Source organism: Scardovia wiggsiae F0424, from assembly GCF_000269605.1.
GTDB lineage: Bacteria > Actinomycetota > Actinomycetes > Actinomycetales > Bifidobacteriaceae > Scardovia > Scardovia wiggsiae.
In genome coordinates, this window is record NZ_AKCI01000001.1 from 1356883 (window position 1) to 1380181 (window position 23299).

At 53.0% G+C, this 23299-nt stretch carries 15 protein-coding genes; 7 read left to right on the top strand and 8 right to left on the bottom strand.

The features are described 5' to 3' along the window. The first annotated feature begins 123 nt into the window (after positions 1-123). Positions 124-1467 (top strand): ParB/RepB/Spo0J family partition protein, encoded by a 1344-nt coding sequence (locus tag HMPREF9156_RS07280; protein ID WP_390156911.1) that lies wholly within the window; start codon positions 124-126, stop codon positions 1465-1467. Between the two features lie 158 nt (positions 1468-1625). On the opposite strand, the gene trxB is transcribed toward HMPREF9156_RS07280, so the two are convergent. The 4 genes from trxB to HMPREF9156_RS07285 form a co-directional block, all read right to left on the bottom strand. After that, positions 1626-2702, bottom strand: coding sequence for a thioredoxin-disulfide reductase (trxB, locus tag HMPREF9156_RS0105980; RefSeq protein WP_007147873.1), 1077 nt, complete (start codon positions 2700-2702; stop codon positions 1626-1628). A gap of 327 nt (positions 2703-3029) precedes the next feature. Next, positions 3030-7943, bottom strand: a complete 4914-nt coding sequence (murJ, locus tag HMPREF9156_RS0105985) for a murein biosynthesis integral membrane protein MurJ (RefSeq protein WP_007147874.1) — start codon at positions 7941-7943, stop codon at positions 3030-3032. An 87-nt stretch (positions 7944-8030) separates the two neighbouring features. Next, positions 8031-10526: a DUF6049 family protein gene (locus HMPREF9156_RS0105990; RefSeq protein WP_007147875.1), complete on the bottom strand. Its 2496-nt coding sequence runs from the start codon at positions 10524-10526 to the stop codon at positions 8031-8033. Next, entirely contained in the window at positions 10519-11580 is a 1062-nt protein-coding gene (locus HMPREF9156_RS07285) for an NUDIX hydrolase (protein ID WP_007147876.1), read from the bottom strand. The genes HMPREF9156_RS0105990 and HMPREF9156_RS07285 overlap by 8 nt, the downstream gene beginning before the upstream one ends. Before the next feature lie 175 nt (positions 11581-11755). Here HMPREF9156_RS07285 and HMPREF9156_RS0106000 point away from each other — a divergent pair, with 175 nt between their 5' ends. Then, positions 11756-13165: a CCA tRNA nucleotidyltransferase gene (locus tag HMPREF9156_RS0106000; protein WP_193378067.1), complete on the top strand. Its 1410-nt coding sequence runs from the start codon at positions 11756-11758 to the stop codon at positions 13163-13165. Between the two features lie 87 nt (positions 13166-13252). Here the strand turns inward: HMPREF9156_RS0106000 and HMPREF9156_RS0106005 are convergent, their stop codons facing one another. The 3 genes from HMPREF9156_RS0106005 to HMPREF9156_RS0106015 form a co-directional block, all read right to left on the bottom strand. Beyond that, entirely contained in the window at positions 13253-13906 is a 654-nt protein-coding gene (locus HMPREF9156_RS0106005) for a LytR C-terminal domain-containing protein (RefSeq protein WP_007147879.1), read from the bottom strand. A 129-nt stretch (positions 13907-14035) separates the two neighbouring features. Beyond that, positions 14036-14950 (bottom strand): 16S rRNA (adenine(1518)-N(6)/adenine(1519)-N(6))-dimethyltransferase RsmA, encoded by a 915-nt coding sequence (gene rsmA / locus HMPREF9156_RS0106010; protein WP_007147880.1) that lies wholly within the window; start codon positions 14948-14950, stop codon positions 14036-14038. Position 14951: 1 nt separating this feature from the next. After that, entirely contained in the window at positions 14952-16472 is a 1521-nt protein-coding gene (locus HMPREF9156_RS0106015; RefSeq protein ID WP_007147881.1) for an aggregation-promoting factor C-terminal-like domain-containing protein, read from the bottom strand. Positions 16473-16687: 215 nt separating this feature from the next. Between HMPREF9156_RS0106015 and HMPREF9156_RS0106020 the strand changes: the two genes are divergently transcribed. The 5 genes from HMPREF9156_RS0106020 (at position 16688) to HMPREF9156_RS0106040 (ending at position 22947) form a co-directional block, all read left to right on the top strand. Continuing rightward, positions 16688-17725 carry a LacI family DNA-binding transcriptional regulator gene (locus HMPREF9156_RS0106020; RefSeq protein WP_029246398.1) on the top strand — a complete coding sequence of 346 codons (1038 nt, stop codon included), beginning with the start codon at positions 16688-16690 and terminating at the stop codon, positions 17723-17725. A gap of 247 nt (positions 17726-17972) precedes the next feature. Then, positions 17973-19307 (top strand): sugar ABC transporter substrate-binding protein, encoded by a 1335-nt coding sequence (locus HMPREF9156_RS0106025; protein ID WP_007147883.1) that lies wholly within the window; start codon positions 17973-17975, stop codon positions 19305-19307. A 46-nt stretch (positions 19308-19353) separates the two neighbouring features. Beyond that, the gene (locus HMPREF9156_RS0106030) at positions 19354-20382 is read left to right on the top strand and encodes a carbohydrate ABC transporter permease (protein ID WP_007147884.1); all 1029 of its coding nucleotides are present in this window, start codon (positions 19354-19356) and stop codon (positions 20380-20382) included. Positions 20383-20429: 47 nt separating this feature from the next. After that, a complete protein-coding gene (locus HMPREF9156_RS0106035) occupies positions 20430-21344 on the top strand; it encodes a carbohydrate ABC transporter permease (protein ID WP_007147885.1) in 915 nt (304 codons plus the stop codon). 55 nt (positions 21345-21399) lie between these two features. Beyond that, positions 21400-22947, top strand: coding sequence for a glycoside hydrolase family 32 protein (locus tag HMPREF9156_RS0106040; RefSeq protein WP_007147886.1), 1548 nt, complete (start codon positions 21400-21402; stop codon positions 22945-22947). On the opposite strand, the gene HMPREF9156_RS0106045 is transcribed toward HMPREF9156_RS0106040, so the two are convergent. After that, a complete protein-coding gene (locus HMPREF9156_RS0106045) occupies positions 22944-23273 on the bottom strand; it encodes a hypothetical protein (RefSeq protein ID WP_007147887.1) in 330 nt (109 codons plus the stop codon). The two genes, HMPREF9156_RS0106040 and HMPREF9156_RS0106045, sit on opposite strands and share 4 nt — an antisense overlap. Positions 23274-23299: the final 26 nt, after the last annotated feature.

Consider the following 23299-nt stretch of genomic DNA (forward strand, 5'->3'; position numbering starts at 1 on the left):
GGTACATCTGAAAGGAATGTGCATAATAAAGGCAGTAAAGCAAAGCAGGGATCAAAAGCATTTGTCGCCAAAAATGGTAATGTTTCACGTGAAACATTAAAGCGCAAATCTTCTGCGCATGGAATTGAACCTTCTGTGAACAATGATGAAGAGCGGACTCAGCATAATAGAGAGGGACAGGCTCAGCATAATAGTATTCACAGTGCCGGCGAAAGTTCTCAGGAGATAAAACAGGAGTCTGCGAATCCTGAAAATAAGGGAAAGGACACCGGGGCTAGGCTCAGCAGCAGTGCAACCGGGAAAGTTAAAGCAGAAAAGGATAAGCAGCTGACGGATAACGGCAGGGATAAAACAAACGACGGGAATAAAACAAATAAGGATAAACAGGATAAGCCCTTAGGCTCAGCAGATAAGGAGTCTAAGAACAGTAAGACTCCGGTTAACCGCAGCGGACAGGGTAACCCCGATCAGCTTTTGCCGGTTCAGGGCGGGTACCTTGCTGAAATCCCGATATCGGAAATATCACCAAATGAAAAACAGCCCAGGACAGTATTTGATGATGGTGAACTCAGGGAATTGGCTGATTCAATCAAAGAAGTCGGTGTCCTTCAGCCGGTAGTCGTCCGCCGTCGCGGCACGGAACATGATGATAACCGTGATTTGGGTAGGAACAAGCGTACCGTGCAGCAGCCTGATGGCGATGCACGGAGACAGGATCAGGAACGTAGCCGGAAATATATGCGCCAGGAGCAGGATCGCAGCAGCCCTGCACCTCAGTATGAGCTTATTATGGGTGAACGCCGTCTCCGGGCAAGCATTTTAGCGGGGCTTAAGACGATCCCAGCTATAGTAAAAACTGCTACAGACGATAGTATGCTGCGCGATGCCTTGCTGGAGAACCTCCATCGGGTTGCATTGAACCCGCTTGAGGAAGCGGCAGCATATCAGCAGATGATGGAAGATTTTGGCCTGACCCAGGAGCAGCTGTCAAAATCTATTTCTAAATCGCGCCCGCAGATCGCGAACACACTGCGTCTGCTGCAGTTGCCGGCCTCCGTCCAGAAGAAAGTAGCTTCCGGCGTCCTTTCTGCGGGGCATGCTCGCGCATTGCTGTCTCTCTCGTCTTCTGAATCGATGGAAAAGCTTGCTACCCGGATCGTTGCTGAAGGATTGTCAGTCCGAAGTACGGAAGAACTTGTTGTGATGCAGTCGCACAGGGCAAGCCAGAAGAAGCATAAGCCTTCTCAGAATGTCTGGGCATCGGCACCGGAGATTGAGCAGTTAAGCAACTATTTTGATACAAAGGTAGATATTAAAGGTACGTCCAGGAAAGGGCGTATAGAAATAACATTCACATCCCAGGAAGACCTTCATAGGATCATCAGTGTCATCCAGCAGGGAAGCGGACAGCAGGACGGCAGCCAGGGACAAAGCTCATCACAGGGTACTGCAGACGGCTGGTTTTGATCTGATTGTGACCAAGATCAGTCATCTTTGCCTATCTTGTCTGGTGTCCTGGCCGGCTGGGTACTGCCCGCATTGTACTTTTAGTAAAATTGCAATTATGCGCATATAAATACATCAAGCTGCGTCTGTTAAATGGATGCAGCTTCCCTGGAAAACCGTTAAACTGCTGGTCGGAGGCCGCCTGTCATCCCGATATTTTCCAGATATCCCTGTGCGTCAAGTGCCGCCCGGCTGCCCATACCGGCTGCTGAAATTGCCTGCCTGTATACACTGTCAACAACATCACCGGCAGCAAATACACCGCTCAATGATGTCTGCGCAGTCGCCCCGGATGTCCTGATGTATCCGCCATCATCCAGGTCAAGCTGCCCTGAGAGGAAACCTGTGCGCGGTGTGTGCCCAATCGCAATAAATATACCGTTAGCCGGCAGTACGGTGTCAGTACCGTTTTTAAGATCGTGGACATTAACAGACTGGGCTGAAGTACCGTCCCCATTGATTTTGGAAACAGTACTGTCAAGAACAAAAGTAATATTTGGATCCTGTTCAGCACGGTCAACGAGGATCCGGGAAGCCCGGAAAGTACCCCTGCGGTGGATAACAGTAACAGATAAGCCGAAACGTGAAAGGAACAGGGCATCCGACATGGCGGTATCACCACCGCCAATTACTGCAATAGGTTTGCCCCTGAAGAAATAGCCGTCGCAGGTTGCGCAATAGGAGACCCCTTTGCCGCTGTACTCTTTTTCACCGAGGACTTCCAGCTTCCGGTAGTCTGATCCTGTTGTAACGATAACCGTTCGCGAGCGGAAAATCCCGTTGTTATCTGTCTGAAGGGACTTGATGCCTCCTCTCAGATCTGCTGAAACAACATCATCATTAATAACCTGCGCCCCGAACCGTTCGGCCTGTTTGCGCATGTTATCCATAAGCTCAGGGCCCGCTATGCCATCGGGGAAACCGGGGAAGTTTTCAATTTCTGTAGTGTTGACCAGCTGGCCTCCGGGGGACAGTGCGCCTGCCAGGACAATAGGGGAATAGCCGGCCCGTCCCAGGTAGATTGCTGCAGTATAGCCCGCAGGCCCGGACCCTACGATAACTGCATTGGCAACTGCAGGACCTGTTTCAGCTGCCTGGGCAGCAGATGCGGCAATTTCTGCCGAATTTTTCCGGCCAGCCGGGTCTGCCGGATCATTAACCTTCCGTGATGGACTCAGCGATATAAGGTTTTCCATGGTTCCTCCAATGCTTCTGCCGTCAGGACGGCTCATTGCTGAGGATAGTCCACAGTATCATCCGCCATTATCGGTACTGTAACTTTCCTGATGCCGCCTTTATAAATCTATCTACAGGTAAGAACCGCCTGAATGCCGTATTATTCCTTCCTATGCTCTGGGCAAGGCCTGCAGGATTAGTTCGTAAACTATGCGGGCGCTGTGCAGGAATGGACGGCAGCCACATTAAAACAAGATACAGCCGGTACAGTTGCACGGGGAAAAGTGTATATTCGGCGTGAACCCAGCTCTGTATATAGCGTGAGCTGGACTGTGCCGGCTTACCGGTCAGGACACAGAGATGCGGTTGAAATATACCCTGTTGTTTGAGGGCATTGATTCAGATGGGACCCATAGCACCAGCCGATCCGTGGAAACAGGACGGCTGAGTGTAATCACCGTATCCCCGGATCCTGAGAAGCTGAACTGCCCGACCGGATACCCGTTATTCGGGTTTGAGGAATCAGAATCCGCATACACGTATCCTGTGCCGCCGGAAGAACGCGAGCTGAGCCGTATCTTTGTAATGGTCTGAGTGCCGCGGAAAGTCAGTGCCATTCCGTATCCTTTGAGCCCGTTAGGCTTATTCAGGAAACGTGTGCTGGCAAGCCGAATGGTGGCCGTGCCTGAAGGCATATTCGGATCAGGGACACCCTGTGCGGCCTTGGTCTGAGGGAAAGCTGCAGCGCTCTGGACACCCTGTGCGGCAGGCCCTGAATTAGCTGGCTGAGATGATGGGGAAGAGGATGATGGCGCAGCCGGGGATGTGCTCTGCGAACTACCCCCAGATGATGAGGTATCCCCGGAACTTGACGGTCCGGAACCGGAAGAAGAGCTTGATGATGGTGCGGAGGGGCCTGAAGACGATGTATCCCCGTTAACACTTTCATTCGCCTGCAGGCTTGGCCAGGGAGAGTTCCCGTTACTTATTGAGGAACGGAAGCGGAACAGCCCCATAGTGTAGGATGCGGCAACCAGCGCAACAATGAGTATGACGCCGACGATCATAACTGTTACAGTCCTGTGGCGTACAACAGAATCCCTCTGTTCCCTGGCAGCACGTTTTTGCTGCCTATCATATGATCTTTCGAGCTCAGGATCATTGGCAGCGCTTTCATTTAGCCTTCTGTCCCCAACGGAGCGGCCTGGCAGGCCGGATACAGAAGGTCTGGTATGTGATAGCTGGGCAGCATATCCGTGGGAAGCGTCAGACTGTGCATGGGAAGAGCCAGCCTGTGCTTCAGCCTGACGCGGGCCGGAGGAAAGCGGATTCTGGGGCTGCTGTGCTGCAAGACGGGCGAGCCTTTCTGAAGTTGATGCAGCAGTACCATACTGGTTATCATTGGCTGGCGTAGATCCTGGACCTTCCGTCCCGGAAAGCGGTCCGCTGGTATTTGTATACGTATCCTGCAAAGATCCGATGTTGATTGCATGGGTACTGCTGTTAGCTTCTTCCGGATACGCTGCCGGGACTATTTTCGGCGAGTTCCCTGTAAGAGGGGAAACATCAGCGCCTCTGCCGGAATCATCGAATGCGCCGAAAAGGTCATCTCCCTGAGGGCTGAGTTTTACTTCATTATCTTTCTGGAAAAGCTGGTCACGGTTCCATGACGATGAGTGGATGACACGCGCACTCCTGCGGGCAGATGGAGCCGCTGAGCTATGGAACAGATAGCCGGGGACTGTGAGTTTATCATTGATGCCGGCAATCTGCAGGCTTATCTGTGATATTGAAGCCCGGGAATCAGGGAAAGGCCCATGGGCGTCAGAGAATGACAGCCCTTTCCATGGGGTATAGGAACCAAGGAGTACTGACAGCTCAAGCAGCGTAAAGATGGGGGTAGGCACTGTCCCGCCTGATGTTTCCTGGGATACTCCCTGGGACTGGGATGGATCAGGAGAGCCGGCATCCCTCAGTCCGAGTGCGCGCTCGCAGATCAGGAGGAATTCCGGCGGGATCTGTTCACCCTGGCCGAGAAGTGAAGAATACTGTATACCTGCTGTCTCCGGTACAGGATTTGCCTTTCCTGAAGCTGCAGGCGTACCTGCTTTTGCTGAAGCCCCCGCTGCAGTATCTGAAACAGCAGGCTTGGCGGTAGGGCCAGAAGCAGGATCATTCCCGGATCCGGAAGCAGCCTGTGCGGAAGATGGCTTCAGGGTGAGTGCCGCCGAAGTCGTATCTGCTGAAGGGTCAAATTCCCTTCCTGTAATGAGCTGGAACAGGACTGCCGCTATCTGCCTTACAGTAGCCAGTTCCGGATCTGTGACGGTATCCTGGATGCTTTCATTGGCGTACGTGCTGACCATGCGTGAAACCGCTGTATCGGCGATCATAAGCTGCGTACCGGTCAGGCGTATTGTTTGCGCAGTGATAGCGTGATGTGCGATACCATGGTCTTTGAAGGTCTGCCCGATCTGTACCAGTTCGCCTATAATGCTGCGGACTCCGGCCACACTGACAGTATGCTGCCGGGCATCCGGGCCATGTGCAGCCTGCCCGTGTGCAGCTGCTGTCTGCGTGGCTGATGAAGCCGGCTGGGGCAGATTACGCCGGCCAGGCTGCTGCCCTGTGCTTTCCGTGCTATCGAGCCGCGTATAATCAGCAAGGCTTATGCCTTTATCACGCGGAATCGCAACTATATAAGCCTCGGTATCACGGTATGACTGGAGGATCTGCTCACTGAAAGTAAATTTTGCCAGAGTCAGCTCTGAAGCGCTGTTGCCTATTTCATCGAACAGATGCTTATTAGTGGTTATGAAAATCTGGCATTCCTGCGAAGAAGAGATATCAAAAGCCCTGAATGCAGCGATCCCGGTCCCTTCGTTAAGAAGTTCCAGCAGTTCATAACGGTTGAGGACGGTATCTCCCGGATGGATATTCATAGTATGGCTGTCCCTGTGCGCAGTGCCGGACTGGTGCAGGATACCGGATGCAGTATTACCCCTGCCAGTTTCTGCCCCTGTTCCCGCCGGGACAAGAGGGGACGCCGCAGATGCTGCTGCGGCAGGAGAAGAGGCATCCTGTCCGGCAGCGCGTACAGCGGAGGGGATGCGTGCGGCTGCAGGTGATACGGTATCAGATGAAACAGTCGTCTTTCCGATACCGTCAGTACCCGCAATACCCTGCCGGACCTCATCCGGTACGGCCCGGGGGGCAATATCGGATACCGGAAGATCAGACGCACCAGCAGCTGCTGTACCTGCACTGTTTCCAGAACCTCCTGCAGTATGGATATCCGTACCGGCCCGGCTGGTGAGGCCGGCGTTTTCCGGACGGCCCGTACGTCCTGCATCACTCTTGTCCTTTCCGGCTTTCCGGTCAAGGCCTATAAAAGCCGCATTGCGTGAGGCCACCGTGCGTACCGGCCGTGGATCAAGGTTATATGATGCATCTGTTGACTGGAAAGTATCCATCTGGGGGAGTGCCTGAGGCTCGGCTGTAATGCCGTCGTTGAGGTCAGCAGCATACTCAGAAACAATAATACGCTTCTTGGTCTGCCGCTTTTCAAGCTGGGCAAGGAGCTGCGCGCCCAGGGGGAACCGTTCAAGATGGAGGCGCTTTACGGCAGAAATCCCGATATCGACGAGATCGTTCATCCTCAGCAGTACAAGGATACCCGTGTAGAGCGCAAGCGCAATTATCCCGATGATTATGCAGATGACAAGCGACTGGATCCATGACATATGGCCATGTACGCCTGAAAGCTGTATATGCATAATCCGGATAAGGATAGCGTACAGGGAATAGCTTAGCAGAGCGGTTATGACGGCGGCAATAACGGTTTTCCCGAAGGACAGCACGATCCGTGCAATATTGAGCGTACCGTTGAAGAGCTTTTTCTGGCTGAGATAGAACAGTACAGGAAGGCTGACGGCATAGCTGACAGTAACGGAAATTGCTACACCAAGTGTCCAGTACCGGGGTGCAAAGCTGAACTGTGCGATCATGATCCCTATGATCTGGACAGCGTTCTGGATAACAGTGAAAATAAAAGGGTATTTGCCGTTTTCAAAGGCATAGAAAGTGCGCTGGAGGAAAAGGAATGCCGATGCGGCCCAGGAATTGATCCCAAGGGCAATAAGCAGCGGCGCAATAAGGTTAATTTCTGACAGCGGTACTGACGGCAGGAGGGCTTTGATGATCGGTACGGGTATTGCGACGAACATGGCGGTGATGAACAGCATAATAATACCGCATCGCCGCAGTGAATAGCTCAGAGTATCGCGGACGTTGTCAATACGGTTTTCGGTGACGTATAGCGACAGGCGTGGGAAGATAGCAGTAGCGATGGAAACAGCTACAAGTGCGTAAGGCAGCATATAAAGGGTGAATGCATTCTGATATGAAGCGTTTCCGGCGATACCATACAGATCGTTCCCCTGGATGGGTGCGCCGTTGGTAACGCGGGTGGTCAGGATGCCTACAACCTGGTTGATAACAACTATGCTCAGGCTCCACATAGCAACATTCCCCATGGACCGCAGGCCGATACCGCGGATACCCATACGCGGGCGGTACTTGTACCCTGTTTGAAAGAGAGGGATGAACAGCACGATTGCCTGGAAGGCAACCCCTAAAGTCCACATGCCTGCAGTCAGGAAGATCTTGTTCTGATCCCACCATCCCATAGGCTGGCGGGATGCGTTGCCAAACATGGCAATGAAGATCCCGAAGCCGGCGCATGCAATAATATTTGCCCCAACAGAGCTCCATGCGTATGCTGCGAACCGTTCATGGGCAGCCAGTATCTGCCCGAGGATTGTGTACAGGCCGTAGAAGAATATCTGCGGCATGCACCATAACGTAAAAGCATCTACAAGCGCATGCTGCTGCGCGTTCCAGTTTGAATTCAGGTATAAAGACGTGATAAGGTGCGTCCCGGCCGCCATAATAGCGGTAACTCCGAAAAGGAGGATGATAGACAGGGTAATAAGCTTATCGAGCCGCTCGTTCGCGTCTTTTTCCTTAAGGGATTTGACTATCTGCGGTACAAGGACAGCATTGAAAACACCTCCCGAAAGGATAGTGAACAGTACCTGCGGGATCATCGTGCCTGTCTGGTATGCATTGGCTGCAATACCTGTTGTCCCAACGGCTGCAGCGAGCAGAATAGTTCGTAACTGCCCCGTGATACGGGACACAAAAGTGCCCGATGCCATAATCAGCGAATTGCGTCCAACTGATGATGCTTGAGAGCTCATATGTTTCCTCTGTATTCTGCTTTATTGCCTGTTGCGTACCGTCCAGTTGCGCCTACTGTACCTATTGTAATTTACTGCCTTGAAAGATTAGTGCTTTTCAGCTACTTCATCGCCTTTATTCACAGCACCTGTACGAATACGCCTGATCTGGCGGTACAGGCCGAGAGCACCCAGGATCACAGCGATCGCGATTATGGCATATCCGGTAATATCATTAACGGCAAGTGCGCTGGTGATCTGCGTAGTGACTGCCCTGCCGAATTCCTTCCCCTGCGAATCGGTAAGGGACAGTTTTGCTGAGGCCCGCCTGCCTCCCTGGGCAGTTATTGTAAGCGTTGTCTGTTTACTGCTGTGTGCGTGGACGGTGATGTCTTTAACAGACGATATCTCAATACCTGTATTCTGTGCTGTTTCTTTCAGCACTGTCCCTTTTATGCCGACTTTTACGCTGAAGGGAAGGGAATTGGTAATGGTAAGGGGAAGGTTGGCTTTATCGGAAACTGCACTGACCGAACCGGGATGCATAAGCGAAACTGAGCTGTACAGCGTATCAACAATGCTTTTTGCAGGACCTGCAGCTTCAGCGGCAGCATCCGCATTTTTCTGTGTTGTAGTATCCTGAGCTGCAGTATTTTGCGCTGTCTGTCCGGTGTTTACTGTGCCAGTACTGCCGTCGTCAATAGTGAATGACCGCAGGGAACAGGTGTCGAAGGCTGTGTAAAGGGCGCCCATCCATGTTGCAGAATTCTCCAGGGTATAACCGCGGTTTGCGGCCAACCTGTTATTTTGGGCATCCCCTCTGGAAAGCCCCTGTGCCCCTGCAGATGATGTGCGCCCGCCTGCAGATGAGTGGACGAGGATGGTACGGTCGAAAACAGTCAGCTTTTCCCGGAGGCCGGCAAGGGTTTTCAGTGCGGATGCGTAAAAGCGTTGTTCCGCAGCAGCTTTACCGGTGCTGCTGGCCTGGGCAAAGTCTGCTGCCTGCTTGGATGTATAGGGGCTGTCTGCTGTGAGCAGGGAGTTGAGCGTATCTGTCTGAAGCCAGGGGGACTGGCTGACCAGTTTGAGCAGGGAACCGGTATACTGCCGCTGCTGTGTATCTGCAAGGCTTCCCAAAGTGATAAGGAAGGTCCGGGACTCATAGGGCGCCTGGGTCTCATAGAAAGCTGTTTCAGCTATAAACCTGTTGAGCCTTCCGGCTTGCGACTGCTCTGCGGCCGAAGAGGAGGAAGTTGCCCTGTTCTGTGCCAGTGCGCTGAGTTTGCTGTGTGCACTGAGTACGGTGATATCCCCGGACTGCGTGGGGACCGTGAGTTTCCCCGTGTGTGCTGCAGTGCTGCCTGTACCGGTAAACCCGCTTGTCGCAATAACGGCAGTATATCCCTGCTGCCTGGCCTTGGCGAGGGCATCCGCTGTCCAGGAGGAATGCGGGCCCTGCCATGCTATGGAAGGCGCCTGTGCGAACGGGTAGCCGCTGCTGTTCCCCTGGTCCGGGGAGCTGCCTGTGCCCTGTGCTTTAAGCAGTTTCTGGATAGCTGCCGCATCCCACAGGTGGTCATGTATCCCGGCTGAGTCCCACTGCAGGGACGGATACTGCGATACTGCGCTTACGTTAGTGCCGTAAGGCTGCATGACTGCGGCGGCAGGGTAATCCTTGTACTGCCCTGCGACTGCGGGATCAATAATGTTCTGGATAAAGGGATAAGTATCATTGAGTTTTTTAATATATTCAGTCTGCCGGGCACAGTCGGGGGTTCCCGAATAAATGGAATTTGCTGCAGAATCGGTGCGCACAGCACCAGCACCATGTATCAGGCTGGACGCGGAAACGGTCGTGCGGGACAGCTTCGGGGAAGTGACAGGCAGTGCAAAAACAACGTTAAGCTTTGGCAGCGAGCTTTCGGGGAGATCGGAGTTCGTCCTGGTGACAAAAGTTCTCAGTTCCACCTGTCCCGGCCCTGGACCGCTTGAGTTGCTGATATTGCCGGTTCGGCGTGCACTTGTGCTGCTGCGGCCTGTATAACTGCCGGTGCGCTCGGAACCGGCCGATGCAGCTTCTTTATGGGTATACCGTATGAGGACAGGTTTTGCCCCCCACGTAGTTATCCGCGAGATTGCACGTGCATCAGGCTTCACGGAAATAGTTACGTCAGCAGACTTCCCCGGCTGTATTGCCGGCGTATCGCCTGATCCCAGGACACTCATTGCATCCAGGCGGAAATCAGCCTGTGCCCAGCGCTGCACAGTGTCACTGTCCCGGAACACGAAATCGGGGCGTGTATAGGCTGTCAGTTTGCCGGTATCAAGCGTACGGAAAGTATTATTTGTGATAGTGACTGTTGCACTGTAACCGGATGTAGCACTGATGACCGAAGTTGATTTTTTCAGGGCCAGAGTGACCCCGGAAGTATTTTTCTGTGTTCCGGCGGCCGTCAGCTGGCGGGAATCTGCAGAGGCTGACGGCGCAGCAGGGCTGATAAGGGCAAGGACCGCAAAAACAAGTACAGCCAGTACAGCACAGCAGCTGCGGAAGCAGAGGTGTGCAGAAGATCGGGAGGTGTTTTTGGCGCCGGTGTCACTCATCAGTTTCGTGAGCCTTTTTGCTTTTCCGGGAATACAGCCATACGATCCGCCGTTCGTTGGGGTAGCTGAGGATATCAGCGAGGTCGTCAAAATTTACCCATATAGCATCTTCTGCTTCGTGGTCAGGATCCCCCTCGACGCTGAGCTCCCCGCCAGTCTGACGCAGCACATAGTGATGTACGAGCTTATGCACACGCTGTGTAGTCCCGGTAAACCAGTAGTCGATCGTCGCTATGGAATCAACGACTTCCCCAAGGATCCCGGTCTCTTCATGCACTTCACGCACAGCGGTCTGTTCGGGTGTTTCCCCCTTCTCAATATGCCCTTTCGGCAGGCACCACTCAAGATGCCCGGAGCGTGAGTGGCGGGCGATAATAGCAACATGGTTATTGCCGTCAAAAATAAGTCCTCCGGCAGAATATTCGCGCGCTATGGGAAGATTACGGTTGTCAAGCGATGGGAAAGTCGCTGAATTTTCGCGCCTGCCGGCCATTACAGCAGGGGTAGCAGGGCTCCGGCCGTCTGAAGATATCTGTTCGGTACCATTCTCAGGGTCCAGGCTGCCATCGTCAATATCCGTATCCGCTTCCTCTTTCAGCAGTTCTTCATATACGGCAGTAAGCAGGGAATGCGGATCATCGCTGCCGTATGAGTACTCGCCGTGCGGACGTATCTCAACTGATGAATGAGGGGTTTGCGAACTGTATACCGGCGTGTCGTCATCGTCTTCCAGCAATGCCTCATAAGAAGTATCCGGGTCTGTATATCTGAAATAAGCAAGTTTATGGTGATGCCGGCCGTCTGCGGTATCTGCTGCGTCAGCCGGTTTTTCGTTCTGAGACGACGTTTTCAGGGTATGCTTCGGGTCGCGCATGGCGCGTTTTACCATGCGTGCAATATCGCCCGGAGTAATTTCCATACTTACTAGTTTACGTGCAGTTTGTGCGAATGGAGTAATGGAAGGGTAGAATTCTTGGAGAGCGCATGAAATTTTGACATTTCCTTCCCGTCTCCGGTTGATGTGCCGGGAATACGGGGGTGTATATTTACGCATATTATAAAACGTAGAATACAATAGCAGATAACAGCGGAATATTGCTGCTGCATCGGGCAGCAGCCGGAGGTATGAAGTGTCTGACCATAATGAAAACGACTGCAGAGTGCGTGCAGCACAGGGGATGCAGCATAAAGCACAGGGAGTGCATGCTCAGGAGGCAGGACAGATAGATATGTCCGCTATCCCTCCGGCTGCCGTGGAATTAGGGCATATTTTTGCAGATGCAGGGTACGAGCTTGCCCTTGTGGGGGGATCTGTACGGGATATACTTTTGGGCCGTCCGGCGCATGACCTGGATTTCTGCACATCTGCAAAGCCTGAAGAGTTCGAACCCCTGCTGCGGCAGTGGGGCGACGGTTTCTGGGATATGGGGCGCAAATTCGGTACCCTGGGTGCGCTTAAGCATATGCAGGACGGGGCAGATGTATCCATTGAAGTCACTACGTATCGCAGTGATGTTTATGAGCCGGAATCCAGGAAGCCTGATGTCAATTATGGAACTTCGCTTGAAGGGGATCTTTCGCGGCGTGATTTTACAGTGAATTCCATGGCGGTCAGGGTACCGCAGATGGAATTTGAAGACCCTTTCAATGGCCGGGATGATCTGGAACGCAGGCTTTTAAGGACCCCTGCTGAACCTGAACAGTCTTTCAGCGACGACCCGCTGCGTATGATGCGTGCTGTGCGGTTCGTTGCCCAGCTTGATTTCCGTATTGCCCTTGATACGGCGGAAGCGCTCAATGCCATGGCCGGGCGCATTGAGATCGTGTCTGCAGAACGGGTACGCGACGAACTGGTGAAACTGGTCTTAAGCAGGCATCCCCGCAAAGGGCTTGAAGCCTTTGTTGAATCAGGGCTGGCTGATTATGTGCTTCCTGAGCTTCCTGCGCTGCAGATGGATACGGACCCTTCCCATCATCATAAAGATGTCTTCGACCATACGATGAAAGTACTTGAGCGTGCTATTGCTTTGGAAACGGACGATAATGGCCCGGTCCCGGCACCGGACCTTGAGCTGAGGCTTGCCGCGCTTATGCATGATATCGGGAAGCCGCGCACTCGCAGGTTTGAGGTCGGCGGGAAAGTCAGCTTCCACCACCATGATGCAGTTGGCGCGAAAATGACGCGGAAGCGCTTGAGGCAGCTGCATTTTGACAACCGCATCACTGACGATGTTTCTAAGCTGGTGCAGCTCCACCTCAGGTTCCATGGTTATGTTGATGAGCCATGGTCTGATGCTGCGGTACGGCGGTATGTAAAAGATGCGGGTACCCTGTATTACAGGCTCAACCGCCTGACGCGGGCTGATGCGACTACTCAGAACAGGCAGAAAGCGCTGATGTTTGAGCAGGCGATGGATGAGCTTGAAGAGCGCGTGGAGCAGCTTAAGGAGAAAGAGGATTTTGACGCGATCAGGCCTGATCTCAACGGCAGCCAGATTATGGATATCCTGGGCCTCCAGCCGGGGCCTGATGTGGGCAGGGCATACAGGCATATGCTGGAGTACCGGCTTGATAACGGTCCGGTGGATGAACAGACAGCAGCTGCGGAACTTAAAAAATGGTGGGACAGCCAGCGCTGACTTCACGGGCAGACTCTAAACTCCGTGATTCCCCTAAAAAGGATGCCTTAAAAGCCGGCAATCCCTGGTCAGAACTGCTGGCCAGCTTTATGAAGCCTGATTGTCGCCCGGCCATACTTCAGTATGTTCCTGCGCCTGAGGGACCTTGGTGAGCTTGTCGGGGGCAACGCAGCCTTCTGTGGAAGTAAGCCTTTTCTTCGTTTTTTCTGTAACCTTCTGCGTGGTCTCAAGGTTCCGGAAATCGTCCCCGATAACTATATCCAGGAGGTAATCCTTGCGGTCATCCATACGCAGGATAACGTTATTGGGGAATTCAGCCCGCAGCGTGTAGGCTTCAGCAACCGTATTCCTGCCAAAGTAGATAATAGATTTTTTAGAGACTGTTTTGGAATTCCAGTTTCCGGTGCCCTGCACAACGAATCCTCGGTTTGTGAATTCCTGGCCGACAGCTGTGGCAAACCCTGCATGCTTTGTGCCGTTCAGGACCCGAAGCGTAATATGGTTCGCCGCGACTGCGGTATCATTATCGCCGGCCAGGCAGGCAGTCCGTTCCCCATAGTTATTGGCCTGCGAACCCGAATCGTCCTTTTTGGGGGCGCCGATCCAGCCGAGGGCAAGCGGTACAGCAATAAGTGCTGCTACAATAATGCCGATAACCGCTGTAGTGATAACAAGCCGATGCCGGTCACGCAGATACCGTACACGGGCTTCGCGCTCTTCGCGGGTGGTGGAACTTGGCATTATCGGTCCTCCTGGTTTCTTGTAATACCTATCATAATCACCACTAAGCACAGATGTGCAGACAGGGATGTGGGGAGCCGCAGGGTACAGGTTCTGTCTGCATTCCCTGCCGGGAATGGTTATAGTGTATTATGGAGTGCCTGCGGATATTTTTGCCTGGGCGAGCGCCGCGAATTCTTCAATCGTCAGTGTTTCGCCGCGGCGGGAAGCATCGATACCGGCTTGCCTGTAAGTGTTATCTCCGACGATCCCTTTCAGGGCTGAGCGCAGGGTTTTCCGGCGCTGCCCGAATGCTTTGTCAATAAGCAGGAAAGTACGGTATTTTAAGGCATGGTTTTTGCTGCGCTTCGCGGCCTGCGGATCTGTGTGCCGATGGAATTCCACCAGGGCAGAATCAATATGCGGGGCCGGCCAGAAAACATTGCGGCCAATAACGCCCGCAAACTGTGCAGTGCCATACCAGGCCAGTTTTACCGACGGGACGCCGTATACCTTCGAGCCCGGCTGTGCCGCCAGCCTTTCAGCCACTTCTTTCTGTACCATGACTACAAAAGAACTGAGCCCGGGGAACCGCTCAAGGAGCGTGAGGATAATGGGTGTCGCAGCATTGTACGGGAGATTTGAAACGAGCATAAGGGAAGCAGGAGCACTGCTGATCTGTGACGGTTCAAGTTCCAGCGCATCCGACCGGATCACGTGCAGCCGGCCGGCAGCCTGCGGCATATAGGTTTCCACGGTACTGGAGAGCAGCCCGGCAAGCTTAGGGTCTATCTCTACTGCGAATACAGCTGCGCCGGTTTCCAGGAGTGCCAGCGTAAGGGATCCGAGGCCGGGGCCTACTTCTATAACGGTGCTTGAAGGTCCGGGCCCGGCCAGGGCAGCGATCTTCCTCACCGTGCCGGGATCTATAACAAAATTCTGCCCGTATTTTTTGGCAGGTGAGATCCCCGCGCGTGAAGCTATGCTGCGGATATCTGAAGCACCTAAAAGGGATGAAGCCCCGGATACTGTTCCAGGTGCTGTTCCGCTTGCTGTTTCGGTCATTTTAATACCAGTTGTGTGTCAGATGGAAAGCTTTTGCCTTTGACGGCGTCCCATAGCGGTTTTTGATATAGTTCAGCCCCCAGTTGATCTGGGTTGCCGCATTATCATGCCAGTCTGCACCGGAAGTTGCCATTTTGCTGCCGGGAAGCGCCTGAGGGATCCCATATGCCCCGGAAGACCGGTTACTTGCATCCCAGCGCCAGCCGGACTCTTTATTGAACAGCCATGCGACTGCCTGCCATTCATTCCCGGTCCATCCATACTGTGCTGCCGCAGCCTGCCCGTAGATCCGGGCCTGTGCCGGCGTAGCATGCCATGTTGATCCTGCCTGCTGCTGTGCCTGCTTTTTCTGGGCTTCGGCCGCATCTCTGCGGGCTTTCTCTACAGCTTCCTTTTTCTGCTTTTCTTCCGCAGCCTTCCGCTGTTCTTCAGCTTTTTTCGCAGCTTCAGCCTTCCTGTCAGCTTCGGCTTTTTTAGCTGTGTCCTGGTTTTTCCCGTCAGCAAGCTTGTCAGGTTTACCGGATTGCGAAGGCTGGCTGGGGCCGGATGGGCCGGATGGAGAGGAAGAAGGCTGCGGGTCCTGTGAAGGCCCGGCCGAAGGGGTTGGCTGCGCCCCGGTATTTTTACTGGTATCGTCAGTTTTTGGAGCGGCAGCCTGAGGCTCCTGCTTCTTTTTAGTCCCGATAGTGATAACTTCATTGACTGCGTATGACGTGACTGCCTGTTTTACCATAACGGAGCTTTCCACCGCGCCGTCAACAACAACATTACGGAATGTCTGTATTTCTGAGCCTTCCTTGCCGGCCTGTGATACTGTCCGCACCCCTTCATCCAGTGAAGGGTCTTCAACGTACTGTGTAGCGTAGGGGAGGGGGACCTGTTTTGTTGATGTAGTGTAGGAAACGCGCTGCACCCGAAGGATGGTTTCGCCGCTGCTCTGTATCACGTTCACACGGTCATCTTTACCGAGCTGGATACTGTGGGCGTCAAGGACAGCTGCAGCAGTCGTATTCCCATCATCTATTTTGATTTTCTGCCCATCCACCTGCAGATACGCGGATCCGCGGGAGCTGATAGTGAAGCCGCCGGTCAGCGTATTGTAGATATTGTTGATATCAACGGAAACTTTAACGGCATTTTCCTCATTCTGCTTGAAAAAGCTGAGTATCTGTGATGCATCTGTTGCGTATGTCCAGAAATTGACTACTTGGCCGTCAATGGTGATCGTAGACTGATAGGCAGTCCGTACCGTTACCGTAGATCCGTTTGACAGGATATCCCCGCTGTCCGAAGTAATAAAATCATGGGTCTTTGTCCTGATACCCTGTTCCCTGAGCATGCCTTGTGCGGTGACTGCTGTAGTGTGCACGGTAGATACTTTGCCGTTATAGGAAAGCTTCACGGTTTTAACTGAGACGGTGCAGAACGCGATAATGGCTGCAAGCACAGTGACAGCAGCACACACAATAATGCGCAGCCGGCGGTTCCGGATGAACCGCTGCGGCGTCCATCGACGTGCCATATTTCCCCTTATCTGCTGTAAATACTTGCCTTTGCCGGGATTCGAACAATTGTGTGCATACCCGTGTCCCCTCCAGTCTACAGTTTTTCCGTATGTTATAACGGATTTGCAGGAAATAATAACGATTTCATCATATTTTACGGGCGCATCCTGTTATTATGCAGCGTGCTTCTATGGGCGCACCGTTTCGGTACTCGTTGTGGTATTAAAGTGGTATGACAACAATGAAGCAGATCGCACAGGAGACCGGGGTATCGGTATCTACGGTATCGCTGGTGCTGAACGGTCGTGATGAAGGGCGTGTCAAGCCGGGCATCGCATCTCAGGTGCGTGACACTGCGCGGAAGCTGGGTTACACTCCCAACCCGCTTGCGCGGTCTTTGCGGACCAGTAAAACAAAGATACTGGGGTTCCTCAGTGAAGAGATCGCTACTACGCCTTTTGCCGGACGGATCATCCTGGGCGCCCATGATGCTGCAAGCGCTTTAGGCTACATGATGCTTACGGTCAATACCGATAGGGAATCTGATGAGAGCGAGGAGATCTCTGCACTTAAACGCTACGGTGTTGACGGGTTCCTGTATGCGAAAATGTTCAACAGGGTCATTACGGTACCGAAGTCATTCGGCGGGTATCCGGTGGTCCTTGTTGATGCGACAGACAGCAAAGGTGCTGTCCCCGGGATCACGCCCGATGAATTCCGTATCGGGTATGATGCTGCCCGGCACCTTATTGATGCCGGCTGCTCGCAGATAGCGTATGTGGGGAGTGATTCGCCTATTGTCGCCCAGGAAGGAAGGCGTAAAGGGTACCGGAAAGCGCTTGCCGATGCGGGGATCCCCTATAATCCCGGCCTGGATATTGGAGTGGGCAATAACCGGCCTGCTTTGGACGCGGTAAGCAGCCTTTTTGACAGGGCGCATCCTGACGGGTTCTTCTGTTTCAATGATGCGCGGGCATGGTATGTCTATGAATGCGCTGCAAGGCGCGGTCTTGCTGTTGGCCGTGATATCAGCGTTGTGGGGGTAGATAACCATCGTGTATTCGCTGAGACTTTTGCGCCTGACCTTACTACTATTGAGCTGCCGCATTATGAGATGGGATATTGGGCTGCTTATAAGCTTATTTCACTGATCGAAGGCAGGGATCCCGAACCGGATCTGCCTGAAACAACAGCAGGGATCCCTTCTTTAGACAGCCCGCTTCCGGTACGTATACACTGCATGCTGATCGAAAAAAATTCTGTTGCCTGAAGCATCCGGAGCTATTTACTCCGTGTATACCCTGTGTTCGTAAGCCTTTAAGGCACAACACGTCAATCGATTGACGTAGGGCGATTGGCATGATACTATTACACTGCTGCCAGGCAGGGACACAGCAGTCCTGCAAACCGTGGCAGCATGAGTGGGCCACATGCAGCTCCTCAATAAAATAACAGTGAGGTATTCGGGTTTCCATACTTAGCTCAGCCGCGTAATACCACATAAAGAAAGGACAATTATGTCACGGGAGATACGGCACACTGCTCGTGCTCTGCTCGCTTTCGTACTCGCAGTGGCAGGTACCTTTGGTCTGTCAGGCTGTGGCGAAGCTGCCCGGCATGCAGCTAAAGCCAGCTCAAATGATATAACTATCTGGACCCATACTGCCGGATCGGAAGCGGAGCTTGAAGGGGTAAAGCAGATAATCAAGGATTATAATGCCTCTCCGGATAAAAAAGCTACAGTCCATCTCCAGGCATTCCCTCAGAGTTCCTATAATGATTCGGTCATATCGGCATCGTCTGCAGGGAACCTCCCTTGCCTTGTCGATGTTGACCAGCCTAACACGCCGTACTGGGCATGGGCCAATGTACTGACACCGCTGACGGACAGCAGGCTTCTGGAGCGTGCACAGGATCTGATGCAGTCGGCAAAGGGGACGTGGAACAAAGACCTGTATACTGTAGGCTATTTTGATGCGACAACAGCATTGTTTGCGCGCAGGACGGTACTGGAAAAGTTAGGGATCCGCGTTGCTACTGTTGACAAACCGTGGAGCAGGACTGAGCTGGATGATGCCCTGGCAAGGCTCAAAGCGAGCGGCACATGGAATACCCCGTTTGAGATCGGCACAGCTGACAATAAAAGCGAGTGGTATGCATATGCTTATGCGCCTATCCTGCAGTCGTTCGGAGGGGATCTTGTAAACCGCAGCAATTACACAAGCGCAGAGGGGAAGCTCAACGGCACAGCTGCCCGGGAATTTGCTTCATGGATGCGCTCGCTTGTGGAGAAAGGCTATATCAGTTCCCGGGGCGGGTCTGATACAGCGCTTGATTTTGTTAATAACAAATCAGGGCTCCTGTATGGCGGCATCTGGTCAATGAGTACTTTCCAGAAGTATGCAAAGGACTACAAAGATATAGTCGCCATGCCTCTTGCAGATTTCGGGCACGGCCCTGTTGCCGGCGGCGGTTCATGGACCGTGGGGATGACAGCAGCGTGCGGCAATAAGGAAGCTGCCCAGGATTATATCCGGTTCTCTCTGCAGGATAAGTATGTTGCGACCATGGCTAAGGCAGGCATGAACATCCCGGCAACCAAAGGCGCGCAGAAACTCGTACCGCAGTTTGCCAACGGGGGCGATATGCAGGTTTTCACTGAGATATCAAGACGGTACGTAAAAATGCGCCCTGAAACGCCTGCATACAATTTTATCTCAACTGAATTCCGCAAGACTATCGGGGATATCCTTAACGGCGCTGATATTGATACATGGCTCAATAAAGCAGTCAACCATATTGACGGCAATATTAAAGGTGCTGACGGTTACAGGAAAAATCCGGGGCACTGACTGCACCGGAGATATTTATACATTGTACTGATAAGGAAAAATAATCATGACACAGACTACTCAGACGGGCACTGTCCCGACAGCTGCTGCGCCCGCGGATGCAGCAGGCATACGCCAGAAGCACGTATTAAAACTGCGCGGGTCCGGCAGGCATGGATCAGACAGGGGTGCATCGAGGGGCAAAGGGCCCAACAGGCGTGCATCTGAACAGCGCCACGAAAATGCTGTTGGCTGGGGGATGCTCGCACCCGCATGCATCCTTCTCCTGCTGTTTATTGGTATCCCGGTACTTCTGGCCTTTGCCCTGTCATTCACCAATGCCCGCACTATCAGCCCGAATCCCACAAGGTTCATTGGCTTTGAAAATTTCACACGGCTGTTTTCTGATCCGACATTCTGGTATGCCCTGCGCAACGTTGCGGTATTTGCTGTTGTTGTTGTCCCAGTGCAGGCTGGGTTGGGGCTTTTCCTGGCAGTGCTCATCAATAAGCAGGTACGCAGCTCGGTGTTCTTCCGTACTGTCTATTTCCTGCCGGTCGTGACCTCTATGGTAGTCGTTTCCCTGCTGTGGATGTTTATCTACCAGAATGACGGCATGCTTAACCAGGTGCTCTCCAAGCTGACTTTCGGGCGCTGGCAGGCTGTTGACTGGCTGAATGACCCGCGCACAGCAATGGGGGCGATCATAGTTATGTCTATCTGGCAGGCTGTAGGACAGCATATGCTGATCTGGCTGTCCGGGCTGCAGACGATCCCGGGGGAGCTGTATGAAGCTGCCGAACTGGACGGCTGCTCCCCCTGGGAACAGTTCAAAAATGTGACCTGGCCATGCCTGCGGTCTACAAGGAATATGATCCTGATAACTATCACGATCGCAGCAATGAGCCTGTTCACGCAGATCAACGTTATGACGCAGGGCGGACCGCGTGACGCCACTACAACTGTTGTCTTCGAGGCTGTCCGTTCAGGGTTCCAGCAGCAGGAAATGGGGTACGCCAGCGCTATCACCCTCGTGTTCTTCCTTATCATTATGGCCGTTACCGCTGTACAGCGCCGTATGACACGTGATAAATAGCGGGGCCGGAAAGACCTAAGTTTAAGGACTTTGACAGGAGTTTGAAAATGTCAGACCAAGTAAAATCAGACCAGATAAAAAAAGCAGCATATAAAAGGAACAGGCTGAGTGTATGGGGATGGATAATACGCATCATCTTTGCGTTTATCTTCGCTTTTCCCCTGGTATTCATGGTTGTATCAAGCTTCAAGCCCGATGATCAGATCATGGGGGACCTTGGATCGTTCAGGGCTTTCCTGCCTGTTGGGAAAACTACTTTGGATAATTATGCCCAGGTGTTTACCCGCGTGCCGGCAGCAACATTCCTCCTCAATTCAGTGATTATTACTGTAGTGACTGTGGTGCTTGGAGTATTTATCAATTCAATGGCAGCGTTTGCTATACAGCGCCTCAACGTCAGGTTCAAGAAAATCATTTTTGTTTTTATCCTTGCCACATTGATGGTCCCGTTTGAAACGTATGCCATCCCTCTGCTATGGTGGGTAAACCAGCTTCCGCGGCCTGCAGTTGACCAGTTCGGGCTGTACTTCACCCGCGGATGGATCGATACCCTTGCTGTGCAGATAGTGCCGTTTATAGCTAATGCTTTCTCGGTTTATCTGTATATCCAGTATTTTGAGACTATCCCCAAGGAACTTGATGAAGCGGCAAGGGTCGATGGGGCGGGATGGTTCCATATATACTCCCGCATTGTTATGCCCCTTTCAGGGCCGGCAACTGCAACCGTAGTCATCTTAAGCTTCCTGCCTATGTGGAACCAGTATGTATGGCCGCTTATGGCTGTACAGTCGGAAAATCTGCGGCCGGTAATGATAGGGATACAGTACTTCCAGCAGATGACCACCTCGTGGGGGCAGATAATGGCATATAGTTCTGTAATAACAGTCCCGATCATTATTGTGTTCGTCCTGTTCCAGAGGCAGTTCGTCAGCTCCATTGCTTCCACAGGCGTCAAGGGTTGACGAGGGTCAGCGGGGGCGGGCAGGGCAGCAGCTCAGGAAAGGAAAGTTATTCATTATGGATACGGATCATGTGAATAAGGATCACGCACAGGCCCTTATAAGGGCAGAAGCTGGGGTGGCTGCACTTGCTGCCCGGCGCAGCGACCGCTGGTATCCGCAGTTCCATATTGCCTCTGACGGCGGGTGGATCAATGATCCTAATGGGCTGTGCTACTATCATGGGCGCTGGCACGTGTTCTACCAGCTGCACCCTTACGGCACGCAGTGGGGGCCGATGCACTGGGGGCATGTTTCCAGCGAAGATATGGTTACATGGCGGCGTGAACCTGTTGTCCTGGCGCCCAGCCTTGATCAGGACCGTGACGGTGTATTTTCAGGCTCGGCAGTTATAGGGGATGATGGGCGGCTCCGCCTGTTTTATACGGGGAATATCACTCTCCAGCAAAGGGATGAAAACCATGCGGAAGAATTATACGAAGCGCAGATGCTTGCTGAAGCGCAGGATGATGATGCGAGGGTTTTCACTAAGCGGGGGGTAGTGGTAGCTTTTCCCGAAGGCGCTGTGCACAGTGACTTCCGCGATCCAAAAGTGTGGAAACAGGATGGATACTGGTACATGATCATCGGTGCGCGTTCGGCTAGGGAGCGCGGGCAGATATGGCTTTACACTTCGCAGGACCTGGTGTCATGGGGGTTTTCCCGCGTGCTGTATGAGCACCCGGACCCTGATGTGTATATGCTTGAGTGCCCGGACTTTTTCGCCCTCTGCAGTGATTCAGGCGGCATGAAGTGGGTCCTGTGCTTTTCTGCAATGGGCTCGAAGCCCTGCGGATTCATGAACCGTAATGCGAATAATGCCGGGTATATGATAGGGACGTGGGAACCGGACGGGTGCTTCCAGCCTGAAACAGGGTTCCGTTTATGGGATTGGGGGCATAACTTCTATGCGCCCCAATCCTTTGAAGGACCGGATTCACGGCGTATCATGTATGGGTGGATGAGCCCGGAGGCCAGCGGGCCGGTACCTGTGCAGGAAGACGGCTGGTGCGGGAACCTTACCCTTCCGCGTGAACTGACTCTTGATAAGGACGGCAGCATCCGTATCACCCCTGTAAAAGAAACAGAGGCATTGAGGACGTCGCAGTACAAGTTTGGCAGGACCAGCCTGGGTGCTGAAGAGCAGCTGGTTGTTGCTGAGGAAAGTGCAGGCACTGAAATTGAGATGGTTATTGATCTCAGCCGTTCCACTGCTGAGCGCTGCGGGCTGAAGGTACATGCCGGCGGGCAGGGTTCATATACATATATTGCGTATGATGACCAGATCCAGCGTATAGTGGTTGACCGGCAGGCAGCCGCTGAAGGCGGACGGGGATACCGTGCGGCTCCGCTGAGCAGCGAAAGCCTTTCCAGCGGAAAGGTTGCCCTGCGGGTCTTTATTGACCGGGGCTGTGTTGAAGCCTATATCAATAACGGGGAACAGGTAATGAGTTCCTTCAGCTATCCTGTGGAAGGCCCGGGGAAATCTATCTTGCTGGCAGAACGCGGGACAATGGAAATTGAATCCCTCACGGTCCACCGCCTGAAGGGGATAGGCCTCAGCTAACGGTACTGTTTACTTTTTACCCGCGGAAGGCATACCGCTGCCAAGCGCCCGAAGGCCTGTATCCGCCGTGTGTAGCCCTCCTGGGCTGCTTTGCTGAATGCCCCTTTGAGGCTGTTTTCCATGCTGTTCACATATGATGTGGAATCAGCCGCTGCACTGTTAAGGAGACCCTTTATTCCGTTCCGGTATTCAGCAAGATATTTCTTCATAGCAGATTCTGAAACTGATGGGCCGATATCGCTCACCATACTGTACTGGATCCCTTTAGCGTAACTTTGAGTATCCCCTTCAACGGCAGATGTCCCCTGTGTCATACTTATGCTCATAGCGGTCCTTTATGTTTTACTATTAG

Excerpts from the sequence above, each read along its gene's own strand:
- HMPREF9156_RS0106015 (WP_007147881.1), bottom strand. The coding sequence starts at position 16,472 with ATGGCACGTCGATGGACGCCGCAGCGGTTCATCCGGAACCGCCGGCTG.
- HMPREF9156_RS0106000 (WP_193378067.1), top strand. The coding sequence starts at position 11,756 with ATGTCCGCTATCCCTCCGGCTGCCGTGGAATTAGGGCATATTTTTGCA.
- HMPREF9156_RS0106035 (WP_007147885.1), top strand. The coding sequence starts at position 20,430 with ATGTCAGACCAAGTAAAATCAGACCAGATAAAAAAAGCAGCATATAAA.
- HMPREF9156_RS0106020 (WP_029246398.1), top strand. The coding sequence starts at position 16,688 with ATGACAACAATGAAGCAGATCGCACAGGAGACCGGGGTATCGGTATCT.
- HMPREF9156_RS0106025 (WP_007147883.1), top strand. The coding sequence starts at position 17,973 with ATGTCACGGGAGATACGGCACACTGCTCGTGCTCTGCTCGCTTTCGTA.
- HMPREF9156_RS0106045 (WP_007147887.1), bottom strand. The coding sequence starts at position 23,273 with ATGAGCATAAGTATGACACAGGGGACATCTGCCGTTGAAGGGGATACT.
- murJ (WP_007147874.1), bottom strand. The coding sequence starts at position 7,943 with ATGAGCTCTCAAGCATCATCAGTTGGACGCAATTCGCTGATTATGGCA.
- rsmA (WP_007147880.1), bottom strand. The coding sequence starts at position 14,950 with ATGACCGAAACAGCAAGCGGAACAGCACCTGGAACAGTATCCGGGGCT.
- HMPREF9156_RS0106040 (WP_007147886.1), top strand. The coding sequence starts at position 21,400 with ATGGATACGGATCATGTGAATAAGGATCACGCACAGGCCCTTATAAGG.
- HMPREF9156_RS0106030 (WP_007147884.1), top strand. The coding sequence starts at position 19,354 with ATGACACAGACTACTCAGACGGGCACTGTCCCGACAGCTGCTGCGCCC.
- HMPREF9156_RS0106005 (WP_007147879.1), bottom strand. The coding sequence starts at position 13,906 with ATGCCAAGTTCCACCACCCGCGAAGAGCGCGAAGCCCGTGTACGGTAT.
- HMPREF9156_RS0105990 (WP_007147875.1), bottom strand. The coding sequence starts at position 10,526 with ATGAGTGACACCGGCGCCAAAAACACCTCCCGATCTTCTGCACACCTC.
- HMPREF9156_RS07285 (WP_007147876.1), bottom strand. The coding sequence starts at position 11,580 with ATGCGTAAATATACACCCCCGTATTCCCGGCACATCAACCGGAGACGG.
- trxB (WP_007147873.1), bottom strand. The coding sequence starts at position 2,702 with ATGGAAAACCTTATATCGCTGAGTCCATCACGGAAGGTTAATGATCCG.